Origin of the sequence: Calothrix sp. NIES-2100 (assembly GCF_963875285.1) — a bacterium.
Taxonomy (GTDB): Bacteria; Cyanobacteriota; Cyanobacteriia; order Cyanobacteriales; family Nostocaceae; genus Aulosira.
In genome coordinates this window covers 2,543,357-2,568,001 of the sequence record NZ_CAWNLA010000001.1, presented here as the reverse complement: position 1 = coordinate 2,568,001, position 24,645 = coordinate 2,543,357, and the positions used below count along the sequence as shown (strand labels likewise).

The following is a 24,645-nucleotide window of genomic DNA, read 5'->3' as shown; positions in this document are numbered from 1 at the left end:
ATACCAATTCACTGACTTGTTCCTTCTGCCCTCTGCCTTCTGCCCTCTGCCTTCTTCAACGCCAATTCATCTTCAAAATCACATCATCCAAAAAGTCTAAATGCTCCCCAGGAACTTGCAGCAAATCTTCTCGCGTACCGGCAATTTTTAACTGTCCTTTTTCTAAAAAAACAATCCAATCTGCTCGCTGAATCACCCGAGGGCGGTGACTAATTAAAATAGTCGTTTTACCCTGACGATGGTCTAAAAGCTTATCTAGTATTTGTGCTTCGCTCACAGGGTCAAGTGCGCTAGTAGATTCATCTAAAATCAGGATAGGTGGGTCAGTAACTATGGCTCTAGCAATAGCTAATCGTTGCTTTTGTCCACCAGAAAGATTAGCACCAAATTCTCCTAAGACAGTTTGATATTTATCAGGTAATTCGCTGATAAATTCATCTGCACCAGTAATTTTACAAGCTATAACAATGTCTGCAAAACTAATATGAGGATAGCTAAATTGGAAATTATCCAGAATAGAACGACTCCAAAAATGAGCTTCCTGTGGGATTAAAATCACCTGTTGCCGCAAACATTCTAAAGATATATCTTGCTGATTATAACCACCATAGCGAATATTTCCTGATTGAATTTTATATAAACCAGTCAACAATTTTGCCAGGGTACTTTTACCACAGCCAGATTTACCAATTAAAGCAATTACTTCACCACCAGGAATAGTTATAGAAAAATCTTGCAGTAAATCAACTCTACCTGTGTGGTGAAAATTAATTTCCGTGCAAGTAATATCTGTATAAGCGGGAATTTCTACCCACTGCTTTTTCAGGTCATTTTCATCTTCTGGGGTAGCATCAATAACTTCTGTCAGCCGTTGAATAACTATTTGCGAAGTGATAAACTCATCTATCAAGTTAATGGCAGAACCCAAAAAGCCGAGAAAATTGCTACTCATGCCGTTATAGGCTAACAATTGTCCGATTGTTAAAGTGCGATTAATTACTAAATAGCTACCCATCCAGAGGATACCAATATTAATAAATGTCGAAAGAATACTGGTAATAGTGCTGCTGTAAAGTCCTAGCTGCATCGTACTCCAGCCTAGGTTAGCAAGGTGTCCAAAATTTCCTTGATATTCTTCCCAAGCTGGGGTTGTAGCTTGGGTAGTTTTGAGGACTTGTACTCCGCGAAATGTTTCTACCAAAAAGCCTTGGTTTTCTGTACCAGAAACAATCATGTTGCGGGTTTTCTGTCGCAGTGCTGGTAAGAAAAGTAAGTTAACAGTCGTGACAATGACAAATGCAACTATCGAAGCCAGAGTTAACTCCCAAGTGTAAAACAGCATAAAGCCCAAGGAAACTACAGCAATAAAAAATTGACTGGGTAATCCGAGGACAATTTGGGAAACTAAGTTATTGACAGCGTGAACATCAGCAATGCGGCTTACAACCTCCCCACTGCGTCGTTCTTCAAAGTAAGATAAGGGTAAATGTAAGAGTTTGCGCCCGTATTCCAGGATTAATCCTAATTGCAATCTTTGACCAAAATAGCCGATGAGGTGCGATTGTACCAAACCAATAGCACTTCTAATTAAGTTCAGGGTGATGACACCAATAGCCACAGTGGTTAATAGTTGGGTATCTCCCCGCACGAGAACATCATCGGTGAGTAGTTGCATCATGAAAGGTGATGCGAGAGAAAGCAGACCAATAGCGATGTTAATAGCGATCGCTTGGGCTAAAATAAACCGATAGGGATAAACCCGTTGGATGTAACGTCCCAAACCGCCAATATTATCTGATTCTTGTTGATAAAAGCGGCTTTCATCGGGAAGGAGTAACAGCATCACCCCATTACTCCAACCTGTAATTAATTCCTGGTGAGTCAAGAAACGAATCCCAACACCAGGGTCAGCAATGACATATTTATTACCCTTCTGCCCGTATAATACTACCCAGTGGTAGCCTTTCCAATGAATGATGGCAGGTAAAGGAGCTTGATTTAACTGCTTGATGAGTTCGGGAGTAGCTTTAACTTGTCGGGAATGAAATCCCAAAGCTTCTGCACCCCGCTTTAATCCTAATAAAGTCGTTCCTCTTGCTCCCGTACCAACAGCTTCGCGCACACGGTTCAGGGTAAAGTTGCGTCCGTAATGTTTGGCGATAGTCGCTAAAGTAGCTGCACCACAGTCTTCTTCACTGTGTTGAAGGACAATTTGATATTTCATTTACAGGCGCAATTGTTGAGGAGAAAATACAGTGAAAGAAGTTGACTATATGGAATGAGGATTTACGTTGAAAAATTATGATTCAACAAAGTAGCTTCAATGTTGGGTTTCTGTGCGTCCAAAGTCACCGAATTTGAGATTTTAAATTTTATATTTTGGTGAAGATTCAAAATTTAAAATCTCAACGAGTTTGAAGCCCCCAAATTAATTACGTGAAATAAATCCAAAATTGATTCATTCCCTACAAGCCGGGAAACTCATCTATGGCGGTAGCTCATCAACCTACATTTAGATTTTTCTACATCATGCGAAAAGCCAGATTAGCCTACAGAATAGAGATCAAGATCATATGGATTGCCTACAGTGTAGTCGTTGTTTTGAAATTCATAGATTCCCCCGTCATCCAAATTGTATGATTTAGTGAAGTTGTAACCCTCTCGACCATCAGTATCAAATTCAATTATTCCTCCGCTGTAGGCAGTATATGTCCATTCTTCACCAGGTTGAATTAGGAATTGTGTACCATCTACAGTGTGTGTAATGTTGTAGTTTGTTTGATTTCTAATCGTAAACACCTCGTAGCCGCCAGCAATTATTTCCGCAGCTTGTTCGTCCAGTTCTTCAACCAAAGCAAAATTTTGTAAAATGCTTTGGTTGTTTAACATATTTTTTTCAACTGTAATAGCCATTTAAGTTCCTCCTCAAACTTGGTGTAGTTGATTGTTAGTCAATTAAGTAGTAACTCAGGACACAGAGATTAAGCAGCGCGAAAACAATCATTAAGTTACCTATTTGCTTGATATTTACTGCTGATTTATTCAATCAAATTTTTTTTGATGATTCTTGCTGTAATGGCAAATTTTGACCTACAACCGCAATCCTTGTTGAAGAGAAAATACAGTCTAATGAGTTGACTATATTGAGGTAGGATTTACGCAGATAATTTTTATTGACCGTGGAAAAAGATGTTAAAATCCATCGCAATCATCTAACTCTTTAGGGCAGGTTTAGCAAATCAGTTATTACTAAAATCAACAATTGATTTATCAAACCTACCGTGACATTAGCAAGCCCTACTTAATAGTAGTGATTTCTGTTGCTGTTGCTTCTTAACTATCTTCTGTCCAGACCAAATGCAAAATTAGCCTGCTGGAAAAATTGTCCAGATAATGTTTCATCGTCTTTTTTGTCATCCTCTCTTTCTTCTCCTTTCTTTGGTGGCTTCTCCTCAAAAGCATTGAAAGATTGACCCCCAGAAATTATTTCTGCCCCTTGTTCATCAATTTCTTCTACCAAAGTAACTTTTTCTAAAATACTTTGGTTGTTTAACAAGGTTTGTTCGCTATTAATAGCCATTTAATTTTCTCCTGAAGTTTAGTCTAGTTCATTGGTAATCAATGCAATCTTTATTGAGAATGCAGAGGATTAAGAAGCGCGAAAATATGTAACCCATTAGGATAGCTGATACCTAGTAAAATGGGTTAATCCTACGAATGACTCCTCACGAAAAAACTTTTTTTGTCAACCCTAAATAATCTGAAAAGTCAGATTACATTAATCAAACCCAATAGAGATTAATACGATTGGAATTATACGGAGCGACTTGGAATTCATATTGTTCAGAATCACTCAGGTCATATCCTTTCGCTCTGACTTGCTTGTCTCGAGTATCTCTATCAAATTTAACGATCCCACCCATATCGGTAACAATTCTTTGTTCTTGACCGGGTTGTATTACACATTCTACGCCATCCATTGTGTAAGAAATTGCCTGCGATGTTGTATTTTTAATCCTAAATTTCTCAGTGCCACCAGAAATTATTTCCGCAGCTTGTTCGTCAATTTCTTCACCAAAAGCAAAATTTTGTAAAATGCTTTGGTTGTTTAACTGGTTTTTTTCGACTGTAATAGTCATTTGAGTTGCTCCTGAACTTTGGTGTAGTTGATAGGTAGTGAATTCAGTGGTTATTCAGGACGCAGAGATTCAGAAACGTGAAAATATATCAACCATTAAGTTACCTCTTGGCTTAATATTTTCTTCTTATTGATTATATTGAAAAAAATTGATGATTCTGAAAGCGGATAGACGCTTTCGTATACTTGCTAAATCATCAATTACTGTTAAAATCATACATTGTTTTTATAGTCATAAAAGTCAATATTGCAACTTTTACAACAATAGGAATTACGCTAGATATTGGGCAATGCTTAACCTGTATGCGTTGCTGATAGATAATATCTAAATCTCACGCATCCAACGGTTGTCTTGAGCATTGGAGAAGGCTAACTGTGTCCTCACAATAGTCATTCTTGCATATTAAACACAAAGATAATTGGAAAAAATCCTGTATTTTCCAAAGATATCATCAAATACCCTGATTTTTTTATCATATCAGAAAAAATAATTTTTAAAGCACTGATTTCCGCCCAACCTTAAACGCCGCATTCAGGGTGTAATAAATTTTCCTTCCCCCTATCGAGAAGGAAGATAATACCGATCCTCTCTAAACTCATTGCAAAGGCGGGGTTTTTCAACTACCGATAACAGCGAAGTCAAAAATTTTATAGTTAACTTTTGTTACTTGGAGGTTGTTTGAAAAGTTTTTAGCTGTGATCTTAAGTAGTTATTGATCCCCCCTAGCCCCCCTTAAAAAGGGGGGAAACCTCTTAAAGTCCACGGCAGTTGCTTCAAGTCGGGAAACCCGCCCAACGCACTGCCTCCCCTTTTTAAGGGGGATTTAGGGGGATCTAAAACTTTTTGCTACACATAAGAGGACTTTTCAAACATCCTCTTAAAAGCGATCGCCCTCACAAATAAATTACGAATTACAAATTACGAATTATTAATCACTTCCCACTTCCGAGGCTGATAAAATAACGAACGACTAGTAATTTTACTCGCTTTGACCATAAATCGAAAAGATTCAACAATATCAAAAGAACACACACCTTCTTTGATATATATTTTGGCACTATATAAACCGGGCAATAAGCAAAAATAAGGCATCTGCATTTGGATTTCCACCTTTCCCGGTAAAATATTCAATGGTTGATTATCGCTAGCAGAAGTGATATATAAAACCCGCTCATTCTGTCCAGATAAAGCAGTGATAGATACACCTAAATTCGCATTTTCCACTTGTTTATCGGCTTTGCATTCTACACATAAATAAGCTAATTCCCCACAAAGAGGAGCCGTAAGTATATTACCATGCTCATCCTTAAAGCAAACAGAAACAATATCTATACCTAAGCTTTCACTCTCCGGCTTTGGCGGTAAAAACATCCTTCCTATAGATGTATCTGTTCCACCCAAACTTAAATCTTCTTCGTATTGACGAATTACCGCTTCTGTTTCACCATATTTAATCAATTCACCCTGCTTCAGATAAACAGAAGTTTCACAGACATTTAAAACCACATGGGGATTATGAGAAACTAAAATAAAAGCTGTACCCGCTTCTCGCAGTTTTGCTAATCTCTGATAACATTTGACGCGAAAATTGGTATCGCCAACCGCTAGCACTTCATCAATTAGTAAAACATCAGGTTCTATGTGAACCGCACAAGCAAAACCCAATCTAGCCGCCATCCCAGAACTATAAGTTTGTACAGGTGCATCAATTGCTTCTGCAATCCCCGCAAAATCTACCACATCTGCAAACCGCTGTTCTATTTCTTGAGTCGATAAACCCAAAATCGACATATTAGCATAGATATTTTCTCGCCCTGTCAAAACCGGATTAAAACCAGCTCCCAAAGCAATTAATGGTGCTAATCTCCCCCTCACCTTCACAGTTCCAGTATCAGGATTAATCAGTCCACTAATAATCCGCAGCAATGTACTTTTTCCAGCGCCATTGGCTCCCACTAAGCCTAAAGCTTCTCCGCGCCGCAGTTGAAAGCTCACATCTTTCAACGCCCAAAATTCTTTGGGACGTAGAGTATCACCTTTTCTAGTTCCTCCGGTTAACTCTGTACAAATATCTTGCACACCATATAGTAAAGACCGTTTTAAATTCCGGCAAAATTTCTTAGAAACTTGCTCAACCGAAATCAGTAATTCAGAATCCATCATTAAGAACTGACTCTTTCAACTACAAAAGGCATCGCCAAACGGAATGTTACCCAAGTTATAATTAAACCAATTAAGGTAATTGCACTGACAACCCAAAAACGATAAGGATCGGATATCACTCCCGTGGTTGCTAATTCTCGCGTTGTTACTAATAAAGGAGTGACAGGATTAAGCTGGACTAAAAAGCCAAATATTCCCTGCTTTGGGACTGGATAAACTACCGGAGTCAGAAATAACCAAAAGCCTGTAATTAAACTCAGACCTCTAGATACATCTTGATATAAAATCCCCAAGGGAGCTAATAAAATCCCTAAAAATGTTCCCAAAAAAACTAAATGAATTAGGGCGACGGGCGCGAGAATTACTGTCCAACTCACAGGAATTCGGAACCACAGGAAAAATCCCGCGATTAAAATTAACTTAATTGCAAAGTTAAAAAATACCTCACCCAGTTTCGCCAAAATCAACGCTTCTCGCGGAAAGTTAACCCTCGCTAACATCGGTTTGGCTACCATGACAGCTTGTACTGGCCCATTTACAGCTTCCACAAATGTTTGCCATAATGCAGTGCTGAACATGACATAAGCTGGATAAGGTAAATCTGTAGCTTGAATATTAATTACTTTGGCATCATGGGCTAAAGTAAATCCCAATGCCATAATAATTGGTGGTAAAAAAGCCCAAGCTACTCCTAAAAAAGATTGACGATATTGCGCACTAATATCTCGCACCAGCAATCGCCAAGCAAGTTCACGAGATGCTAACAAGTCTCGCCACATTTGTTGAGCCAACTTTAGCGGATGTCTCAACCTACTTTCAGGCGTATATATCACTTCTCTGAGTTGAGAATTCGACTGCTGATGCTTCATTCTTACCTTTGCGTGAGACAATACAACATTGACCTCACCCCCAGCCCCTCTCCTCAAAGGAGAGGGGATGAAAAAACCTAATTTTCTCTTACTCCTCCCTCTCCTAATAGGAGAGGGAGGTTGGGTGGGTGAGGTTTTTTAATTCACCAACTAGTAATCAACCGATTCAACACCTTATCCATCCGACGCAGAATTTTATTGATCACCTGAAAGCCAAAGTTACCCAGGGACAATTTCCGCGCAAAAGGACGAATAATTGTCATATTTCGCCTGAATCCCAAGCGTTTGTATTTATTTTGAAAATACTCATCTTCGCTGAGGTTCCATTTTTCCCGCAGGTGTTTTAAACTAGCTAACTCCCAGCGATCGCTCCACCGCAGCATATAGTAATGTAAATCTGTCCACTCTAGTGGTGGCCCTGGTACATAAGTCACCACAGATTCAGGTTCTAGGTAAACTGTACCACCCGCCGCAGCAACCAACATACACAAATCAACATGTTCTTTGGTGGAAAGCAGTGCTTCATCCAAAAAACCAATCTGCGCAAATATCTCTGTGCGTACCAACATACAGTGAAACTCTGCTAAGCCAGTTTGCTGTTGTTGTAATTTGGGACGCACATCTGCAACTTTTCGTCCTTGATCGTAAATCTTCTCAAGAATTCTGCGTCTGTCACCTTCTACGCGCACCCCACTTTCTCCCCCAGCACAATGTACTTCCTCGTGTATGGGTGTACCTTGACACAACAGTGGACTCACTATAGTTGCTTGGGTGGTTTGGGCACAGTCTACCAATAACTTGAGCCAATTGGGACTAACAACTACATCATTATCTAGAAAAACAACATACTTACTCGTAACTTCTTTCAGTCCAATATTCCGCGCAGTGTTGGGATATAAATAAGTATCTTTGCGAATTAGTTGAAATTGCTTTTCCTTTGCTTGCGCTGCTAAATAATCTCGAATATGCGCCGGCGAATTTCCATCTACATAAATTAAATTAAATGGATATTGTGTATGCTCATAGATACTTTCTAAAGATTCGCGACTGTAGCTAAACCGCTCTCGTGGTACAACCACAATAGTAACTGAAAAATCAATTCTCATAGATGAATTCATTTTTTCACATTCCTTTTAGCATTAAAGATTTTTCGGAAATTTGTAAATTATTACTACTTAAACTTTGATAAAGTTGTACTAATTCATCATTCAGCTTGTTGATATTGTAGTGTGTTTCTACATAAGCACGCCCAGCTTGACCCATCTGTGACCAAATTTCTGGATGCTCAATCAGATAAATTAATTTTTGGGCGATCGCATCCACATCCCGTTCGGGAACCAGAAAACCCGAAATCCCGTCTTCTACCAGTTCTGGAATCCCACCATGTAGCGTCCCGATAACTGGTAAACCCATAGCCATTGCTTCCTTTAACGTATTCACCGGCGCATCTTGATTTCCATCAGCACTGGTAACACTAGGAGCCATAAATATATGAGATTTATCCAAAAATTCGATAATTTCCGGCTGATTCTTCCATCCTAAAATCCTGATTTTATCAGCAACATTTAATTCGGCAACTAATTGCTGTAACTCGGTTTTTAACGGCCCATCACCGATAATATTATATTCAATATTGGGGTGATAAGTAGCTACTTGCGCCACAGCACGAATGCCATATTCTAAACCTTTTTTACCCACCAGCCGCGCAGTAGTCACAATATAAATTGTGTCATTTATCTCAGGAGCAACTCTGACTTTAAACTGAAACTGACTGCAATCTATTCCTGAACCATGTACAACAATCTTATGTTCGTCACAACCTAGGCGAATAGCTTTTTTTTGAAAAAATTTGCAGTTTGCTAAGAAAAAATCCCCTTTAGCAAAGAGTTCATCATAAATATCTTCCCCGTATTTATCCACAAACGAACTGATATCATAGCCGCGAAAACAAGTAATCAACTTTCCTTGAATCGCTCCCAAATCTCGCCAAAGCATACCGTCGCGACCTTGTGTGCCAAACTGACAATGGATAATATCGTAGGATTCGCATTTTAATAATGGTATAACCGAATACAGCAATTTCAACGAAGCTGCCCGTTTACCATATTTGAAAAAATTTAGCGATCGCAGTAATACTAAAGGTTTTTTATCATAATTTTTAATGATTAATTTTATCGCCTTCAGCAGCCGCCAAAAATAATTTCGAGGTGCTAGTGGTTGATAAAAAGTCCGATTCAACAACTGATACTTTTTGACATTGGGATGTAATTTAAAACTATTACTCTGCTGATAAGCATAAATATCAACCTCATGTCCCCGGTCAATTACACCTGTAATTTGATTAATAATAAATGTTTCCGATATGAGCGGAAAATATCCAACTATAAAGGCTATTTTCATTATTAAACCTTGTTCATTGTGAAACCAGGATTTTCATATTCAGTCAAGTCCGCAGGAAAAAGAACGACTTAGCGAGCGCAAAGTCTGGTTTTTCGCGCTATGTGTGAGTCTGTAATATCGATATTATGAAAATTATAATTTTCAAGGTAGACGCGGTTTAATTCGCTAATTAGTTCATAGTCAGGACTCAAGTCTGTGAGGTTTTTAGCAGGTTATCTGCTGACTAATAACTGATAAAAATTAATGACTTAGAGCCTTAGCTATGTGTGTATACTTGCATTTTATATTACTAGAAATTATTCCTAATTTTACAAAAAAGATTTCATCAAACATTGACTTTTGATTGTCAAGTATACTTGGTAACTCAGTAAAATTTTTACCATGAGTATCATGTAATAATTTCTACCTTTAGAAAGAATTTATATTTAAAAAGGGATAGAGTTTTTGGGGATGGGGAAGCTGTCCTCAAGTAGCGATCGCTACGGAGGATGATTCCCCAATACCCAGGTTGTCTGTTTTCCCTGTGGTAGCGACTACCAAATCCTGCGGATTGTTCCTCTCCATCCTCAAGGAGATGCAGTTTCCCGCAGACTTCCCATAAAACAAGATTTAGTATTTCAGCCAAGACACACGCAACTAGCAGATTATTTTCAGTTCGTAGTGAAGACTTTATTCCTCAAAATCAGGGACAGAACCGCTGACTACAATGAGAAAACTGTAATTTTTTGTGACACCTGCGTAAGTCCCATAAGCAATAAAAAACTCCACCCATAAAGGAATGGAGTTTTGTCAGTGGTAGGGGCGGGTTTATTTGGATCTTTGTTGAAGGGCGGGGATATCAGTAAACCCGCCCGTACAAAGACATCTAAAAACCACGCCACTTGCTATGCGCGGATATTAAACTCCTTTCAAAAAAAACAACTGACCCCTTCGGGGTTCGCCAGTCGCTCATGGGGGAAACCCCCAAGACCGCGCTGGCTCACAACTGACAATTGACCACTGACACGCGAAGCGTAAATAAAAATTGCGGTTGCAGAAACAGAAAATATCTTAATTATCAATCTACTCATAACCCCGGCTTTACTATAAAATCGAGGGCTATTTTCCCTGAAAAAAAAACTTATATTCGTGATCAATTAACAGTATTTATACTGAAAAAATTTATATTTTAGCCTTCAATATTTAATTAAGAGTAAATACTATTTCATTAGCAATTCATAAATTTGCGGATTTTAAACTGCTAAATTAAATCCCATAATTACCAAAAAATTATGAAAAAATCCCTGAAAATACACCAATATCTGTATTTAATAGCTGCTGTCGCTGGTGCGATCGCAAGTACTACTCCAGCACAAGCTGTGAGCTTTAACTTCACCTATGACACTGGAGTTACGACCCAACAAAAAGAGGCTTTTGAATTTGCTGGTCGTTACTGGTCAGAATACCTGGGCGATGATGGCACACTGAATATACATATTGACAGTGCAGCTAACAGTATAATGTCTCGTCAGGTAAACGGAGTTACTCAAACTGCACTATCTGGAGCTATTCCATACTTCCTCAATCCTACTGTTAATGATGTCTGGGGTAGAATGCTGAATGATGTCAACCTATCTGCTGACGATATTACTGCCATCAATAACAACAACTATAAAACCATAGGCGTAGGTAGTGCTACTCATCCCGATGGACTCCTATGGACTAACTTTCTTAGCCCATACGAACAAAACCATGCTGCGGGGTTTACTTCTTCAAAAATGAGTATTACCCGTGCTAACGCCAAAGCCATAGGGTTACTTGATAAATACAACTCTGCTTTGGATGGAGTAATCCTGGTCAATAGTCTAGATAGCCTAATTAATGGTGTTCAATATGGATGGTATAACAGTAGTTATCAACGTTTTGCTAGTAACTCCAGTACCCAATTTGACCTGACAACCGTTGCTGTCCATGAAATTGGTCATATTCTCGGTTTTGTTAGTAGCTTAGAATCAGCTACAGATTCCACTTCCTACTGGGATATGGCTTATCGAGAACAAGCCATTACAACCTTCGATTTATTCCGCAGTTCTAGTAGACGTTCAACTCTAGGAAACGCCGGAGCAGACCTAGCACACGGAGCACAAACTTACTTTTCCCTTGATAATGGAGCAACTAGTATAGGTCTTTTATCTACAGGAGTAGACGTATCTGATAGTTACAACACTACAATCGCCGGATTTAAAGGGGATGGTTATCAAGGTAGTCATTGGAAGCAAGATAATAGTAAGACTTATAAAAACCCTTTTAATCTGAGCAACGTCAATCGTGGTTTGGGTGTGATGGCTCCAGCTTTGTCTACAGGTCACAGACGGGAAATTTCTGACTTAGATCTGAGGGTGATGGATGTAATTGGTTGGGGACGGAAAAACTCGACTAAATCCTTCTATACTTTAGAATTAGAAGCCAAGACTGCGGCGGCTGCTAAAGGAAATGTGAATCGCAATGTAGAAGCCGTTAATATGTATAACCAAAATAAATGGGGTGGTAGTAGTAGCACTACGACTTTAAGCCAAGTGAATGATTTAGCAGACCATTTTAAACAAATTGGGGTTTTCCAAACAGGTGGTTTTTGGTCAGTTCTGGGAGAAGAAGAAGAAGATTCTGTTTTGGTTCCCGAACCTTCTGCGGTGGTAGGGTTGTTGGGTTTAGGTTTATTAGGTTTAAGGTTGCGCAAACAGAAAACACATACAAACTTACACAACTAGTAGAAAATCTTAGAGTTATGACATGAAGCGACGGTAAATCATGGCTTGCACGCCATTTTTGCATCAATTCTGGAAATTAAGAGTTACCCATCACCCCGACTTTTCCCAGAAGTCGGGGTGATTGTTTATGTGGTGAAATATTAGCAGTATTTCTACTGAATTTTTTTTGATGATCGGATGAAATGTTTGACGAAAACAGAACAACATTTCATTACTAGTTCATAAATTTTATGATTTGAAGCTGCTAAGTTAAAAGCGAGTCTAAAAAAAGCAGATTTTGCACCAACATATATGCGTATAAATAGTAAATTGCTCTCTTTAATTGTAACAATGATTACTGTGATTGGTAGTAGTCTTCCAGCACAAGCATTGAAATTAAACTTTACATATGATAGAGGAATCACAACCGAGGAAAAACAAGCTGCGGAATTAGCTGCAAACATATGGGAAGAATATCTCACAGACAATGCAACGATCAATATTCACCTGAAGAAGAGTGATGCTAGCAAATTACCTTCTGGAGTTCTGTCTGGATCTGTACCAGCTTTTATGAACAATGTGAGTTACAGCAATTTTTACACAGCCTTAAAAAGCGATCGCACAATCGATAACAATATTTTGAATAATACAAATGATGAACTGGCGGTGGCGAATTTACCTATGTCGCTGCTGTGGAGCGGTATAACTGCTAAGATGGAAGGCTTAACAAGTAAATCCTTTAACACCTTAAATTTGACTAGAGCTAATGCTAAAGCTTTAAATTTGTTGGACACAAACAGTAGTGATTTAGATGGGGTGATTGTATTCAGTGATTTGATGAATACTGGCTTTAGTTGGCAAAATGATTATCTCAGTAGTAGCGTTGGCACTAATAAATTTGATCTCACCAGCGTCTTAATTCATGAAATTGGACATATTTTAGGTTTTGTCAGTGGCATAGATGCTGTTAATGATGGTAATTATTCTAATACCACCGACCGGAGCAAATATATTAGCGCATTTGACCTGTTTCGTAAATCATCCAGCACCATTGATGGTCAAATAAATATGGCTTATGGGGGGACTGGTACTTCAACTCCTTACTTTTCTATGAACGGAGGATACACAGCCATAGCAAATTTATCTACCGGGGAAAATGAAGGTTTAACATCAAGCTTCTTCTTCTGGAATAACTATCAACCAGACGGCGAGCAAGGAAGTCACTGGAAGCGTAGTACTAATGGCGTTGCTGTGGGAATTATGGACCCATCTTTACCGACAAATACCAGAAGAAGTTTGACTAATATTGATTTACAAGCACTGGATGTCATTGGTTATAACCGAGCTTCTAGTACATTTAACTCCCTATCTTTATCAAAATTATCCACATTGAAAAGCCAAGCACAAACAACTGTTAATGGTGTGGTAAATAGTACACCTGTAACGAACATTAACAAAATGTTTAAGCAAAATCGCTGGGGTGGTGCTAGTAGTACAACCACCCTGAATCAAGGTCAAGATTTAACTGACTATTTAGCTCAAGAAGGACTATTTCAGGTAAATAATGGTACTATGTGGGAAAGGTATGATGAAAAACCACAATAAATTCCTCACCCACAAGGGGGCGAGGAATTTGGTAATTGGTAATTGGTAATTGGGAAAAGGCCCATTACCCATTACCAAAGCGGCGGTTTATTATCCCTCTCCACCCACAGTCATTGAGTTTCCCGCCGCTTTCAATAAATTCCCGAACCTATTGCGGTGGTGGGATTGTTGATTTTAGGTTTGTTCGGTTTGCGATCGCGCAAACAAACAACACATTTAGACTTACACATCTAGTAGAAATGATTTTGGCATAAATTCTACAAATAAAGAGTTACCCAGAACCCCGACTTTTTAGAAAAGTCGGGGTTTTAATATCATTAAAATAATGCTTTTTGCTGAGAATGTTAGTCAGGGGGAGTTGAGGGGAACTATATAAGTAACTTTTCTGGGGATAGATTGAATAGGGAAAATTATGTATAATCACGGAAATATTTGTTTATTTGGGATTTTATCCTCATTTTTTCTAACTCCATCCATAACTTTAGCCCAAATTATTCCTGACAATACAATATCTTCTCCATCAGCAACTTCTACTTTAGGAAATGTCACAGAAATTACTGGTGGAACTAGAGCAGGTAGTAATCTATTTCATAGCTTTGAAAAATTTTCCGTCCTAAAAGATACGACTGCTTGGTTTAAAAATGATTTAGATATTACTAATATAATTGGTCGGGTAACTGGTGGTAATATCTCAGAAATTAATGGTTTAATTCGAGCAAATGGCACTGCAAATTTATTCTTAATTAATCCTAATGGAATTGTGTTTGGTGCTAATGCTGCTTTAAATATTGGCGGTTCCTTTGTAGGTAGCACTGCTGATAGTATTAAATTTACTGATGGCAGTATTTATAGTGCAGTCAATCCCAAAGAACCACCTTTATTAACTATTAACCTTCCCATTGGTTTACAGTATGGTGCAAATCCGGGCAAGATTACCGTCAATGGAACGGGTAATCAACTATTTGTGAATGAATTTTCTGCCACTTCCCGAGAAAATCGACCTGTAGGACTACAAGTACAATCTGGTCAGACCTTAGCATTAGTTGGTGGTGAAGTTTCCTTAGTAGGCGGTAATGTAACCGCAGCACAAGGTAGAGTAGAAATTGGCGCTGTTAAAGATAGTTTTGTCACAATTAACTTCAGCAATTCTGGTTTATCTTTAAGTTACGATCAAGTCAATAATTTTGCCGATATTAATCTCAATGCAGCTGCTTCTATAGATGTGAGTGGTGATGGTAGTGGGAACGTTCAAGTTATTGGTAAAAATATCAATCTCACTGAGGGTTCGGCAATATTAGCTAATACTGAAGGCGGTTTAAATGGAGGTATTATCAATATTAAAGCTACAGAATCTCTGCAAGTCAGTGGCTTTAATAATGATTCTGGTTTGTCTACTGTAATATCTACCGATGTATCTCCAGATGCAATCGGTCAAGGTGGCATTATTGATATTGTAACTCAAAAATTAATTGCTACAGATGGGGGACAAATTAGTAGTACTACTTTTGGTCTAGGAAGTGGCGGCACAGTTAATATTAAAGCTGAAGATATAGAACTAGTTTTTGGTGGTGCTTTGGGGCCTAGTGGGATATTTGCTAGCACTGATTCTGGTGGGGGAAATGCTGGCCAAATTAATCTAGAAACAGAGAATTTATTAGTTACTGATGGGGCACAAATATCAACAAGTAGTTGGTCTGGTGAAGGCAATGGTGGGGATATTAATATTACTGCAAAAAAAGCTCAATTTATCGGTGCTGCATTTGATGAATTTCCTAGTGGATTGTTAGCTATTACTCAATCCAATGGTGATGGTGGTAATATTTTCCTGAAAACTGATATTTTAGAAGTTAAAAATGGGGCACAAATCCAAAATAGTACATCGGGCAGTGGGAATGCTGGGAAGTTAGAAATTGCAGCCCAAAATATAGAATTAAGTGGTACGGTTGGGACAATTGCTAGTGGTTTGTTTAGTAATGTCGAAAAAAATGTAACAGGTAACGGTGGTTTATTAAGAATAAAAACCGATAACTTAAGTATATTTGATGGTGCGGTAATAATTACGAAAACGACAGGTTTAGGCAATGCAGGTGAGATAGAAATTGACGCGAAAAATCTAGAAATTAATAACAACAAAGGGAATACCCTACCAACTATTATTGCTACTAATGTTGAGCCTACAGGCACAGGTGCAGGCGGTAAATTAAATATTACTACGGAAACCCTCAGCTTAATTGATGGTGGGCAAATTGCCACTAGTACTTTTGGTAATGGAAACGCAGGAGAATTAAGTATTCAGGCACAAGATATCAGTTTAAGTGGTTTTGTTGCTGGTGGTAGTAGTGGTGTATTTAGTAATGCTGTTAGAAACAATGGAAATGGTGGTGAATTAACCATAACTACCGATAAATTAACTATTCAAAATGGCGCAACTATTGCAGCAAGTAACTTTCCCAGTCGCGATCGCAGTATTGCACCAGGACAAGGAAAAGCAGGTGATATTCAAATTGATGCTCGCTTCTTAGAAATGTGGAATAATACTTCTGAGATACCCAGTAGTATTAATGCATCGACTTTAAATGGTAGTGGCGGAAATATCCAACTTAATATCCAAGAATCAATTATTGCCAGTAATGATAGTAAAATTACTGCTGAAACCAAAGGTACGGCTAATGGCGGTACAATTCGGGTGACAACCAATTTATTAGAATTAAATAGTGGTGCATCTATTAGTACTAGCAGCACTGGTTTAGGTTTAGCTGGTGATATCTTCATTGATGCTAACTTAATTCGCACTAATCAAGGTGAAATTACCGCGACATCCACCCAGTCAGGGGGAGGTACAATCAATTTAAATAGCGATTTGCTATTTTTACGCAACAATAGTTTGATTAGTAGTAGCGTTACCGACAGTACAGGCGGTGGTGGTAATATTTTGATTAATGCCGATTTTGTTGTCGGGGTAAATAATAGTGATATCCGTGCTAATGCTGTTTTTGGCCCTGGTGGTAATATCTTCATCTCCACTAATGGGATATTTTTACCTCCTGATAGTGAAATTGATGCTAGTTCACAATTTGGAGTTGATGGAGTTGTGACTATAACTAACCCAGATGCAGCAAACAAAATCAATACCGAAGAACTACCACAAAATGTCATAGATGCTTCCAAACAAGTTGTTGCTAGTTGTAAAAAGAATCGAGACAATCAATTTGTGATTTCCGGGAGAGATGGATTACCACAAAATCCTACTCACACTCTCTTAAGTCAAAATCCCTGGAATGATTTACGTAATTTGTCTGAGAACATCAGAGAAACGACTAAAGCAAATCTTCCCCAAACTGATAATAACCAAACAAAAATAATAGAAGCCCAAGGGTGGATAGTTAATAGCAATGGGACAGTTGAATTAGTTAAACAAGCGCCAAATGTTACTTATGTGTCAACTCAAAATGCTGCACCCTACTGTGCTGGTTCGTGACAAAGTGAAAAGTAAAAATCATATTAGTAACTGACAAATAAAAAAATATTCCAATCATTAACTTACCAAACCCACAACTCGTAGGGGCGGGGTAACCCATACGTGTCAACTTAACGTGAAACCCTTACCAAGACGTGATGAGCGAATTCTCTCACTTAACATCATGATCCGCGTCACCCCACCCCGGCTTTGCTGACGCAAAACCTCCCCTCCCCGTTTACGGGGAGGGGATTGAGGGGTGGGGTAAAATGCCTGTGGGATAAGCCTTTTAACTTAAGTTGACACCAATGGGGGTTACCCCGCCCCTACAATTTGGCATAATTTATTTTTTGGAGTTCCCTTGCTACGAAGCGGTCTTAATTGACCTAGGTTGGGACGGTTTACTACTTCTCTCAATATACAAGGTTGGGTTGAGGAAGGAAACTCAACTATAGCTGTTGACTGTTGACACTATCTTTAGCTTGGATTGTTTGTGTCATACTCTGAGAATTTAGGAATTGGGAATTTAGAATTTAGACCCAATATCTAACTCTCATAATAGAGGATGAAAGGAAACAGACAAGGAAACGCCAAGGTTATGAGGTGATTTTCTGTAATCGCTAACTCCTCATTTGTAGTTAAATAAATAGACGCACAACTGTGACAAGCGATCGCCATCTGTGGAGAATTAGCCGTGGGTAAGTTAGTCGTCTTAAAGATAGGAGAAGGTAGCTTTGAGCAGGGATTCCCTGTAACTATCGAAATTGGCGACGAAAACGCCCGCCCAATCGTGGAAATGACCGGAAAACTTCCTCCCAACACGGAAATTCCTTGTGATTACCATCATTGGCAATCGATTTATCGCCATCTCAGGTTACCATCTCGCCCCATTGGTTTACCCAAGCAATCTATCCCCACACCCAGCTTAGAAGATTGTCAGCAAGCAACGGAAAAACTAAAAGTATCATTTAACACTTGGCTTGCTGCCGAAGGTTTTCGTCACATCCGCGAAAAATGGCTAGAAAAGCTAATGTCTGCGGATAAAATTCGTGTGCTTTTACAAACTAAGGATTTACGATTACAAAAACTCCCTTGGCATCTTTGGGATTTGTTGGAACGCTATCCCCATGCAGAAGTAGCCTTGAGTGCGCCTGCTTATGAACAGGTACACCGAATTACTAGCAGCAGCGATCGCGTCAAAATCTTAGCGATTTTAGGTAACAGTCAAGGAATAGATACGCAAGCAGACAGAAAGTTGTTGGAATTGTTACCGAATGCAGACATTACATTTTTAGTAGAACCACAATCCCAAGACCTGACAGACCAACTATGGGAACAGAATTGGCAGATTCTATTTTTTGCCGGACACAGTGGTACTGAGGAAACAAATATTACAGGTAAAATATATATTAATCAAACCGAGAGTTTAACAATTAGTCAGTTAAAGTATGCGTTGAAAAAAGCTGTAGAAAGAGGGTTACAACTGGCAATTTTTAACTCCTGTGATGGCTTAGGATTGGCGTGGGAGTTTAGCGATTTGCATATTCCCCAAATCATTGTCATGCGCGAACCAGTAAGCGATCGCGTCGCCCAGGAGTTTTTAAAGTATTTTTTGACAGCCTTTGCAAGGGGAGAATCTTTATATTTGGCGGTAAGGGAAGCAAGAGAACGGTTACAAGGGCTAGAAACACAATATCCCTGTGCTACTTGGTTACCTGTGATTTGCCAAAATCCGGCGGAGATGCCAATTAATTGGCGGGAATTAGGGAATAATTGGGCTAATAGTCCTAAAAACCTCATCAATGTTCCCCAACGCCGGAAAATATCACTGATGCTACTTTTAAGCATGGCGATCGCTGGACTGTGGATGGGGGTTCGCTATTTGGGTGTCCTGCAACCCTTAGAACTAGCAGCCTTCGACCAATTAATGCGATCGCGTCCTTCGGAAAAACCAGACTCCCGCTTACTGGTGGTAACTGTTACCGAAGAAGATATCGAATCCCAAAAACAATTAGAACGCCGGGGTTCCCTAGCAGACGAAACACTGGGGCAATTATTAGCAAAATTAGCCGCCGCTCAACCACAAGTTATTGGTTTGGATATATACCGCGATTATCCAGTCAGTAAAAATTCTCCCCAATTAGCCAAATTAATGCAAAGCGATCGCTTAGTGACAGTTTGTCGAGTTAGCGATCCGCAAACTGGAAAATCAGGCGTAGCGCCACCACCAGAAGTTCCCGCCGACAATTTAGGCTTTAGCAATACACTCAGCGATGCCGATCATATAGTGCGTCGTCACTATTTAGCCTTAACACCCCCTCCCGCATCTCCTTGTACAGCATCCTATTCCTTGAGCGTACAACTAGCACTACGTTATTTATACAGCAAAGGAATTAAATTAGAATTTACACCTGATGGCATGTGGAAATTAGGGAAAGTGAAATTTCCCCCCCTAGAAGCACATACAGGAGGGTATCAGGGCATAGATGCTTTAGGACACCAAATTTTACTAAATTATCGGTCTTCGCCTTCACCAGTGGCGATCGCCCCACAAATTACATTACAAGATGCGATCGCAGGTAAACTCAACGCCGCCGCAATCAAAGACAGGATAGTTTTGATTGGGACAACAGCAGAAAGCTTTCATGACTATTGGTTAACTCCTTACACCGACCAAGGAAACTCACTCGTCATCCCCGGAGTCATATTACAAGCACAAATGGTCAGCCAACTTTTAAGTTCCGCCTTAGATGGGCGACCTCTGCTATGGAGTTGGTCAATTTGGGGTGACCTGATTTGGGTTTGGTGTTGGTCTGTCACTGGTTGTTTACTTAGTTGGTATATCAGAAAAGTATCTTACTTACTTTTAGCCGGAGGAATTGCAGTTGTTGTTATGTACGGTACTTGCTTCCTATTTTTAATTTCCTTCAGCGCTTGGATTCCCTTAATCCCCGCCATCCTCGCCTTGGGAAGTAGTGCGAGTGTAGTAGCTTTTATGAGGGACTAGGGGTTAGAGGGATGTGCTTCTCTTCGAGAGGCTGCGCCAACGACTTCGCTCAGCAACCGGGGCACAAGGGGGACAAGGAAGCCCAATGCCCAATGCCCAATTACAATTGACTATTGACAAATGACAAACTATTACCAAAAAATATCATTAACTGTTGTATTAAATATGACTTTATTGGGCAGCGTTATCTATTGCCCAGCACTTTGGGCATTACCAGTTACCTTAAACAATGCCCCAATCAAGTTTATACCACCGCCACCGCCACCTGACAGAGGAGCAGCAGGCGATCGCGGGGGAGCAGCGAGTCGTGGCTGCGGTAGTGGGAATGAGTCTCTGATGGCGCTAGCTCCTGTTTATGAGCAGACTCTCAAACCAGAGCAAACAGCAGCTATTTCCGTCACCAAAGTCTGGGGTTTAACAACCGCTGCACATTCGACGTTTTGGTTTTTTGTACCCCATCAAAAAACCGCGATCGCATCTATGGAGTTTGTGATTAAGGATGAGACGAATAAACCAAGTCAAACTATATACCGCTCAGCTGTAAATCCTCCGTCGAATCCAGGAATTATTAGTGTTGCTTTACCAGAAACCACTACACCTTTGCAAGTGGGCAAAATCTACCATTGGTTCTTGAAAGTGAAAGTCAACTGCAACCCCCAACAACCAGCAGAATTAACCTATGTTGAGGGATGGGTGCAAAGGGTTAACCCTAATTCCCGCCTTGCGGAAAGTCTCAAGCAAGCAGCACAAGAGCAACAGGTAGCCCTGTATGCAGAAAATGGTATTTGGTATGATGCTTTAACCGCTGCGGCAAAACTGCGTTTAGACAAACCAAAAGATGCGTCTGTTGTCGCTGACTGGACAAGTTTGCTCAAGTCGGTAGGTTTGGAGAATTTAGCGAACCAACCGCTGGTGAATTAGTCATTGGGTATTGGGCATGGGGCATTGGGCATAGTTCACAATTCTTTTTGTCTCCCTTGTCTCCCTTGTCTCCCTTGTCCCCCTTGTCCCCCTCATCCCCCCGCCGCGACTACCTCAAATGCGATCGCCATTGCTGCTAATTTTTGGGTATCAATCCCCCGCACTCCAGGTGGGAGTTGTATCCCTTCGACATTAATCGCCCCCCGCGTACCTGCATCCAAGTCATTGAGTAAGCTGTTGGTGACATCTAATAATTCATTAGTCACAGCAATCGGGGCGCTACGATTTTCTAATCCCCTAGCTTTGGCAATTTCTTTTAATGCTTTGAGTGCAGTTCTCAGAGGTGTGGTACTCGCCACAATCAGCGCTTCTGAGACTCCCAAAGGCTCACCAATTGTGAGTTTGAAAGAATCGCCAGTCTGGGGAATAACTAACTTCTGCTTTGCTTCTACCAATGCAGCATCTTCTGCCGATGACCAATTATTCGGAAAGATAATTGCCATTTCTCCTTGAGCATCAATTACCAAAATACTGATATAAAGTGGTAAGGATTCATTATTTTGAATTTGAAAAGTAACCTGTGTACCTACAGGTAATTTTCCCAGGTTTGAACCAGAAGGCTTAACAGGCTTGACAGACGCTGGTTGATTTGTCCCCGGAGCTACCTTGTTGATTCCACGTATGGGAAATGATTCACCAAGTATATCTTTACTCCCAACCACACTCATCGCCGCAGTCACATTAATTCGTGATGAATTAACATTACCAAGCATTTGCTTGACAATCCTCGCTGCTAGCAGAGATTTGAGTTTTGGTTCCAACCGATTAACTGCTGCACTCACTGTTTCGCTACTAGTGCCAAAAGAACTAGGAATAATCTTGTTGAGTCCTGGTAAAAATAACCCAAAGCTACCCACATCAGGTATATTAGACACACGTAGTTTACGTAATTCTTGGGACTTCGCCTCAGTCATCCGACCAAAAATATATTGCACCTGTTGTCCTCCCAAAGTTTTCGGTTGGATGCGTGGAAGCGCCTGTAGAGCCTGTTGTGCTTGTTGAGTGTTATTTCCTAAAGAATCATCCAACCCAATTTTTAAAGTCAAATCGTTGGGAATACTGCGAATGCGTTCTTGTAAGAGGGTTCCTTGCTGTATTTTCTGTTGTGGGGACTTGATAAGTTTACCTTGCCCATTTAATCCTTGACGAGACTCTAACTTCACCAGTCCCCGTTCGTTACCTTTACTATCCAAAACTGTGAAAATAGCGTTTTGTGTGAATGCTTCCAAGCTTTCGGAATCAAGCCCACCCAGCCACAATTTTACTTGGTCACCTTGGACTTCGGTAACTACCGCCTCCGCAGAAACTGTCGGCTTGGGAGTAAAGTAGATAGGTGAGTTAGTATTTTGGGGATTAAGATTTGATTCTAATTCCGGTTCTTGAAAATTGCCTGTTTGCCTAGCGAAGACTGTTGTAGAGCGACCAACATTAGCGATCGCACTTTTCATCGATTCATTAAGAGGTTGTTGCCAAAGATACTGGGTAAATAAATAAGTAAATGCTCCAGCATAAAAGTCATCAAAAGCAGCATCAGCAGCGTATTGATCGCGTTTGGCGCTAGCAATCACCACACCTTTAGCAACTGTTTTCCGGCGCAATTCGATAAATTTTTGCGGTGACATTCCCAATCGCCCCAGCCATTGACGTTGATACTCCAGTTCCTCAGGGCTAGGTAAAAGTTTTTCGCCCCCCTCCACAGCACGCACCCGGAAATTTCCCCGCTTACCACCGCCAGAATGACAACTATCCAGCACCACAGTCACGTTATCTGTTTTTAATGCAGACATCAGTAAAAACAGTGTATGTCCCATGATGTGCTGCACTGGGCCTGCTTGTTCTGGATATCCTGGTGGTAAAGTGCCATCAATAGGTACTATAGTGCTATTGAGTCCATCTGAGGCATCGCGATCGCGATCCAATACCCGCGAACCATGTCCAGAAAAGTGAAACACTACCACATCCCCAGGCTTGGCTTGCTTAATTAAGTGTTCTTCAAACGCCGTCAAAATTCCTTTGCGGGTAGCTTTGCGATCGGTTAAAGTCAAAATGTCTTGGGGATTAAAGCCAAAACGGTGAATTAGTAATTCTTGTTGCAACTGCACATCATTCACACAACCAGACAAAGCTGGTATACCCTGATACTCATTAATCCCCACTAATAGCGCCAGTTTCCGCCCTGTACCTTGGGCTAAAACTTGGCTGTAACGTTCCCCCTGTTGGATAATATCTAACTGACTTAAGCCCAGTGTAGCTAAAGCAGACCCCGCAAATTGCAAAAAGTGCCGGCGTGTGATATTAGACATCATTCACTCCTCATCGGAAAAATTGGTTTCCTGATCTAAGACCTAGAAAACCACAAGAATTGCTCCCAAGATTACGAAAATAGGGGGCAAGGGGGGATGAGGGGACAAGGGAGACAAGGGGGATGAGGGAGTGTGGGGAATGTGGGGAGTTTTCTTACCCATGCCCCATGACGGCAGTTGCTTTAAGCCGGGGAACCCGTCCAACGCACTGCCTCCCCAATGCCCCATGACGGCAGTTGCTATAACGGGGGGAACCCCCGCAACGCACTGCCTCCCCCATGCCCAATAACAATTAAAATCTTAAACCAACACCACCTTGCAAAGAAAAAGCAGTACCACTACCATCGCGGTAGGCATCAAAAGCAATAATGGCGTTGCCAAAAATCACAGTATTGCTATTTGGGACAACGTAATCAATTCCCGGTTGCAAAGCAAAACTGATTTTATTCCCCACAGGAGAAGGATCATCGCCACTAGCTAAAGTCAAGCCAGCACCTAAATAGGCATCAGTTTGCCAATTTAGGGGAATATCGTAAGAAACAGTGGGCACAACTGCTGTACCATGACCGACTAAAGCTTGAGCGCGGAAAGAAATTGGCGACTCTAAAAGCTTATAACGAAAGGCAATCACCCCACCAATTTGGGCACCATCACTCAAACCCACAGATGGTCCAACGCCAACATAACTACCATAGGCAACTTGAGCTTGTGCTGGCTGAATATTCATAGCCAGATTCAACAGCGAACCAGTCCCCAGAACTACAATCAAATACCAAAGATACTTCATTGCCTTCTCACACCATTTGTAATTGTTAAAGTTCCTTTTAATACCTATGGTATCGCTGTTGTTGGGAATAATCAGTAGCTAGTGGTCAGTTGTTAGTGGGCATGGGGCATTGGGCATTTCTTATTGATCTCCCTTGTCTCCCCAATACGGTTCGGCTAAGGGAGAAAGGGAAAAGGGCCCATTCAAACCTTTCCCCCTTACCCCTTAA

At 40.4% G+C, this 24,645-nt stretch carries 16 protein-coding genes; 6 read left to right on the top strand and 10 right to left on the bottom strand.

The features are described 5' to 3' along the window. Positions 1–55 precede the first annotated feature (55 nt). The 8 genes from AACU32_RS11065 to AACU32_RS11030 form a co-directional block, all read right to left on the bottom strand. Entirely contained in the window at positions 56–2,224 is a 2,169-nt protein-coding gene (locus tag AACU32_RS11065) for a peptidase domain-containing ABC transporter (RefSeq protein ID WP_096599616.1), read from the bottom strand. Positions 2,225–2,544: 320 nt separating this feature from the next. Next, on the bottom strand, positions 2,545–2,913 hold the full coding sequence (locus tag AACU32_RS11060) for a hypothetical protein (protein ID WP_096599615.1): 369 nt from the start codon (positions 2,911–2,913) through the stop codon (positions 2,545–2,547). A 424-nt stretch (positions 2,914–3,337) separates the two neighbouring features. Next, complete coding sequence (locus AACU32_RS11055; protein ID WP_096599614.1) at positions 3,338–3,580, bottom strand: hypothetical protein; 243 nt, start codon at positions 3,578–3,580, stop codon at positions 3,338–3,340. Between the two features lie 202 nt (positions 3,581–3,782). Beyond that, on the bottom strand, positions 3,783–4,139 hold the full coding sequence (locus AACU32_RS11050) for a hypothetical protein (RefSeq protein ID WP_096599613.1): 357 nt from the start codon (positions 4,137–4,139) through the stop codon (positions 3,783–3,785). A gap of 918 nt (positions 4,140–5,057) precedes the next feature. Further along, positions 5,058–6,302 carry an ABC transporter ATP-binding protein gene (locus tag AACU32_RS11045; RefSeq protein ID WP_096599612.1) on the bottom strand — a complete coding sequence of 415 codons (1,245 nt, stop codon included), beginning with the start codon at positions 6,300–6,302 and terminating at the stop codon, positions 5,058–5,060. Next, the gene (locus AACU32_RS11040) at positions 6,302–7,171 is read right to left on the bottom strand and encodes an ABC transporter permease (protein WP_096599611.1); all 870 of its coding nucleotides are present in this window, start codon (positions 7,169–7,171) and stop codon (positions 6,302–6,304) included. Before AACU32_RS11040 ends, AACU32_RS11045 begins: the two co-directional genes overlap by 1 nt. A 143-nt stretch (positions 7,172–7,314) precedes the next feature. Further along, complete coding sequence (locus AACU32_RS11035) at positions 7,315–8,289, bottom strand: glycosyltransferase family 2 protein (protein WP_096599610.1); 975 nt, start codon at positions 8,287–8,289, stop codon at positions 7,315–7,317. 4 nt (positions 8,290–8,293) lie between these two features. Next, the gene (locus AACU32_RS11030; protein ID WP_096599609.1) at positions 8,294–9,571 is read right to left on the bottom strand and encodes a glycosyltransferase; all 1,278 of its coding nucleotides are present in this window, start codon (positions 9,569–9,571) and stop codon (positions 8,294–8,296) included. Between the two features lie 1,271 nt (positions 9,572–10,842). On the opposite strand from AACU32_RS11030, the gene AACU32_RS11025 reads away from it, so the two are divergent. The 6 genes from AACU32_RS11025 (at position 10,843) to AACU32_RS11005 (ending at position 21,287) form a co-directional block, all read left to right on the top strand. Beyond that, positions 10,843–12,318 carry an NF038122 family metalloprotease gene (locus tag AACU32_RS11025; RefSeq protein WP_096599608.1) on the top strand — a complete coding sequence of 492 codons (1,476 nt, stop codon included), beginning with the start codon at positions 10,843–10,845 and terminating at the stop codon, positions 12,316–12,318. A 330-nt stretch (positions 12,319–12,648) separates the two neighbouring features. Continuing rightward, positions 12,649–13,902 carry an NF038122 family metalloprotease gene (locus AACU32_RS11020; RefSeq protein ID WP_339377763.1) on the top strand — a complete coding sequence of 418 codons (1,254 nt, stop codon included), beginning with the start codon at positions 12,649–12,651 and terminating at the stop codon, positions 13,900–13,902. Between the two features lie 156 nt (positions 13,903–14,058). Beyond that, positions 14,059–14,136: a hypothetical protein gene (locus tag AACU32_RS40690; protein ID WP_445223222.1), complete on the top strand. Its 78-nt coding sequence runs from the start codon at positions 14,059–14,061 to the stop codon at positions 14,134–14,136. A 178-nt stretch (positions 14,137–14,314) separates the two neighbouring features. Then, positions 14,315–17,380, top strand: a complete 3,066-nt coding sequence (locus AACU32_RS11015) for a two-partner secretion domain-containing protein (RefSeq protein ID WP_096599606.1) — start codon at positions 14,315–14,317, stop codon at positions 17,378–17,380. Positions 17,381–18,053: 673 nt separating this feature from the next. Next, complete coding sequence (locus AACU32_RS11010; RefSeq protein WP_096599605.1) at positions 18,054–20,366, top strand: CHASE2 domain-containing protein; 2,313 nt, start codon at positions 18,054–18,056, stop codon at positions 20,364–20,366. 120 nt (positions 20,367–20,486) lie between these two features. After that, positions 20,487–21,287, top strand: coding sequence for a DUF928 domain-containing protein (locus AACU32_RS11005; RefSeq protein WP_096599604.1), 801 nt, complete (start codon positions 20,487–20,489; stop codon positions 21,285–21,287). 92 nt (positions 21,288–21,379) lie between these two features. Here AACU32_RS11005 and AACU32_RS11000 read toward each other — a convergent pair whose 3' ends face one another. Together AACU32_RS11000 and AACU32_RS10995 are read right to left on the bottom strand one after the other, a co-directional pair. Beyond that, a complete protein-coding gene (locus tag AACU32_RS11000) occupies positions 21,380–23,650 on the bottom strand; it encodes a caspase family protein (RefSeq protein ID WP_096599603.1) in 2,271 nt (756 codons plus the stop codon). A 292-nt stretch (positions 23,651–23,942) separates the two neighbouring features. Then, positions 23,943–24,437 carry a hypothetical protein gene (locus AACU32_RS10995; RefSeq protein WP_096599602.1) on the bottom strand — a complete coding sequence of 165 codons (495 nt, stop codon included), beginning with the start codon at positions 24,435–24,437 and terminating at the stop codon, positions 23,943–23,945. Between the last annotated feature and the right edge of the window lie 208 nt (positions 24,438–24,645).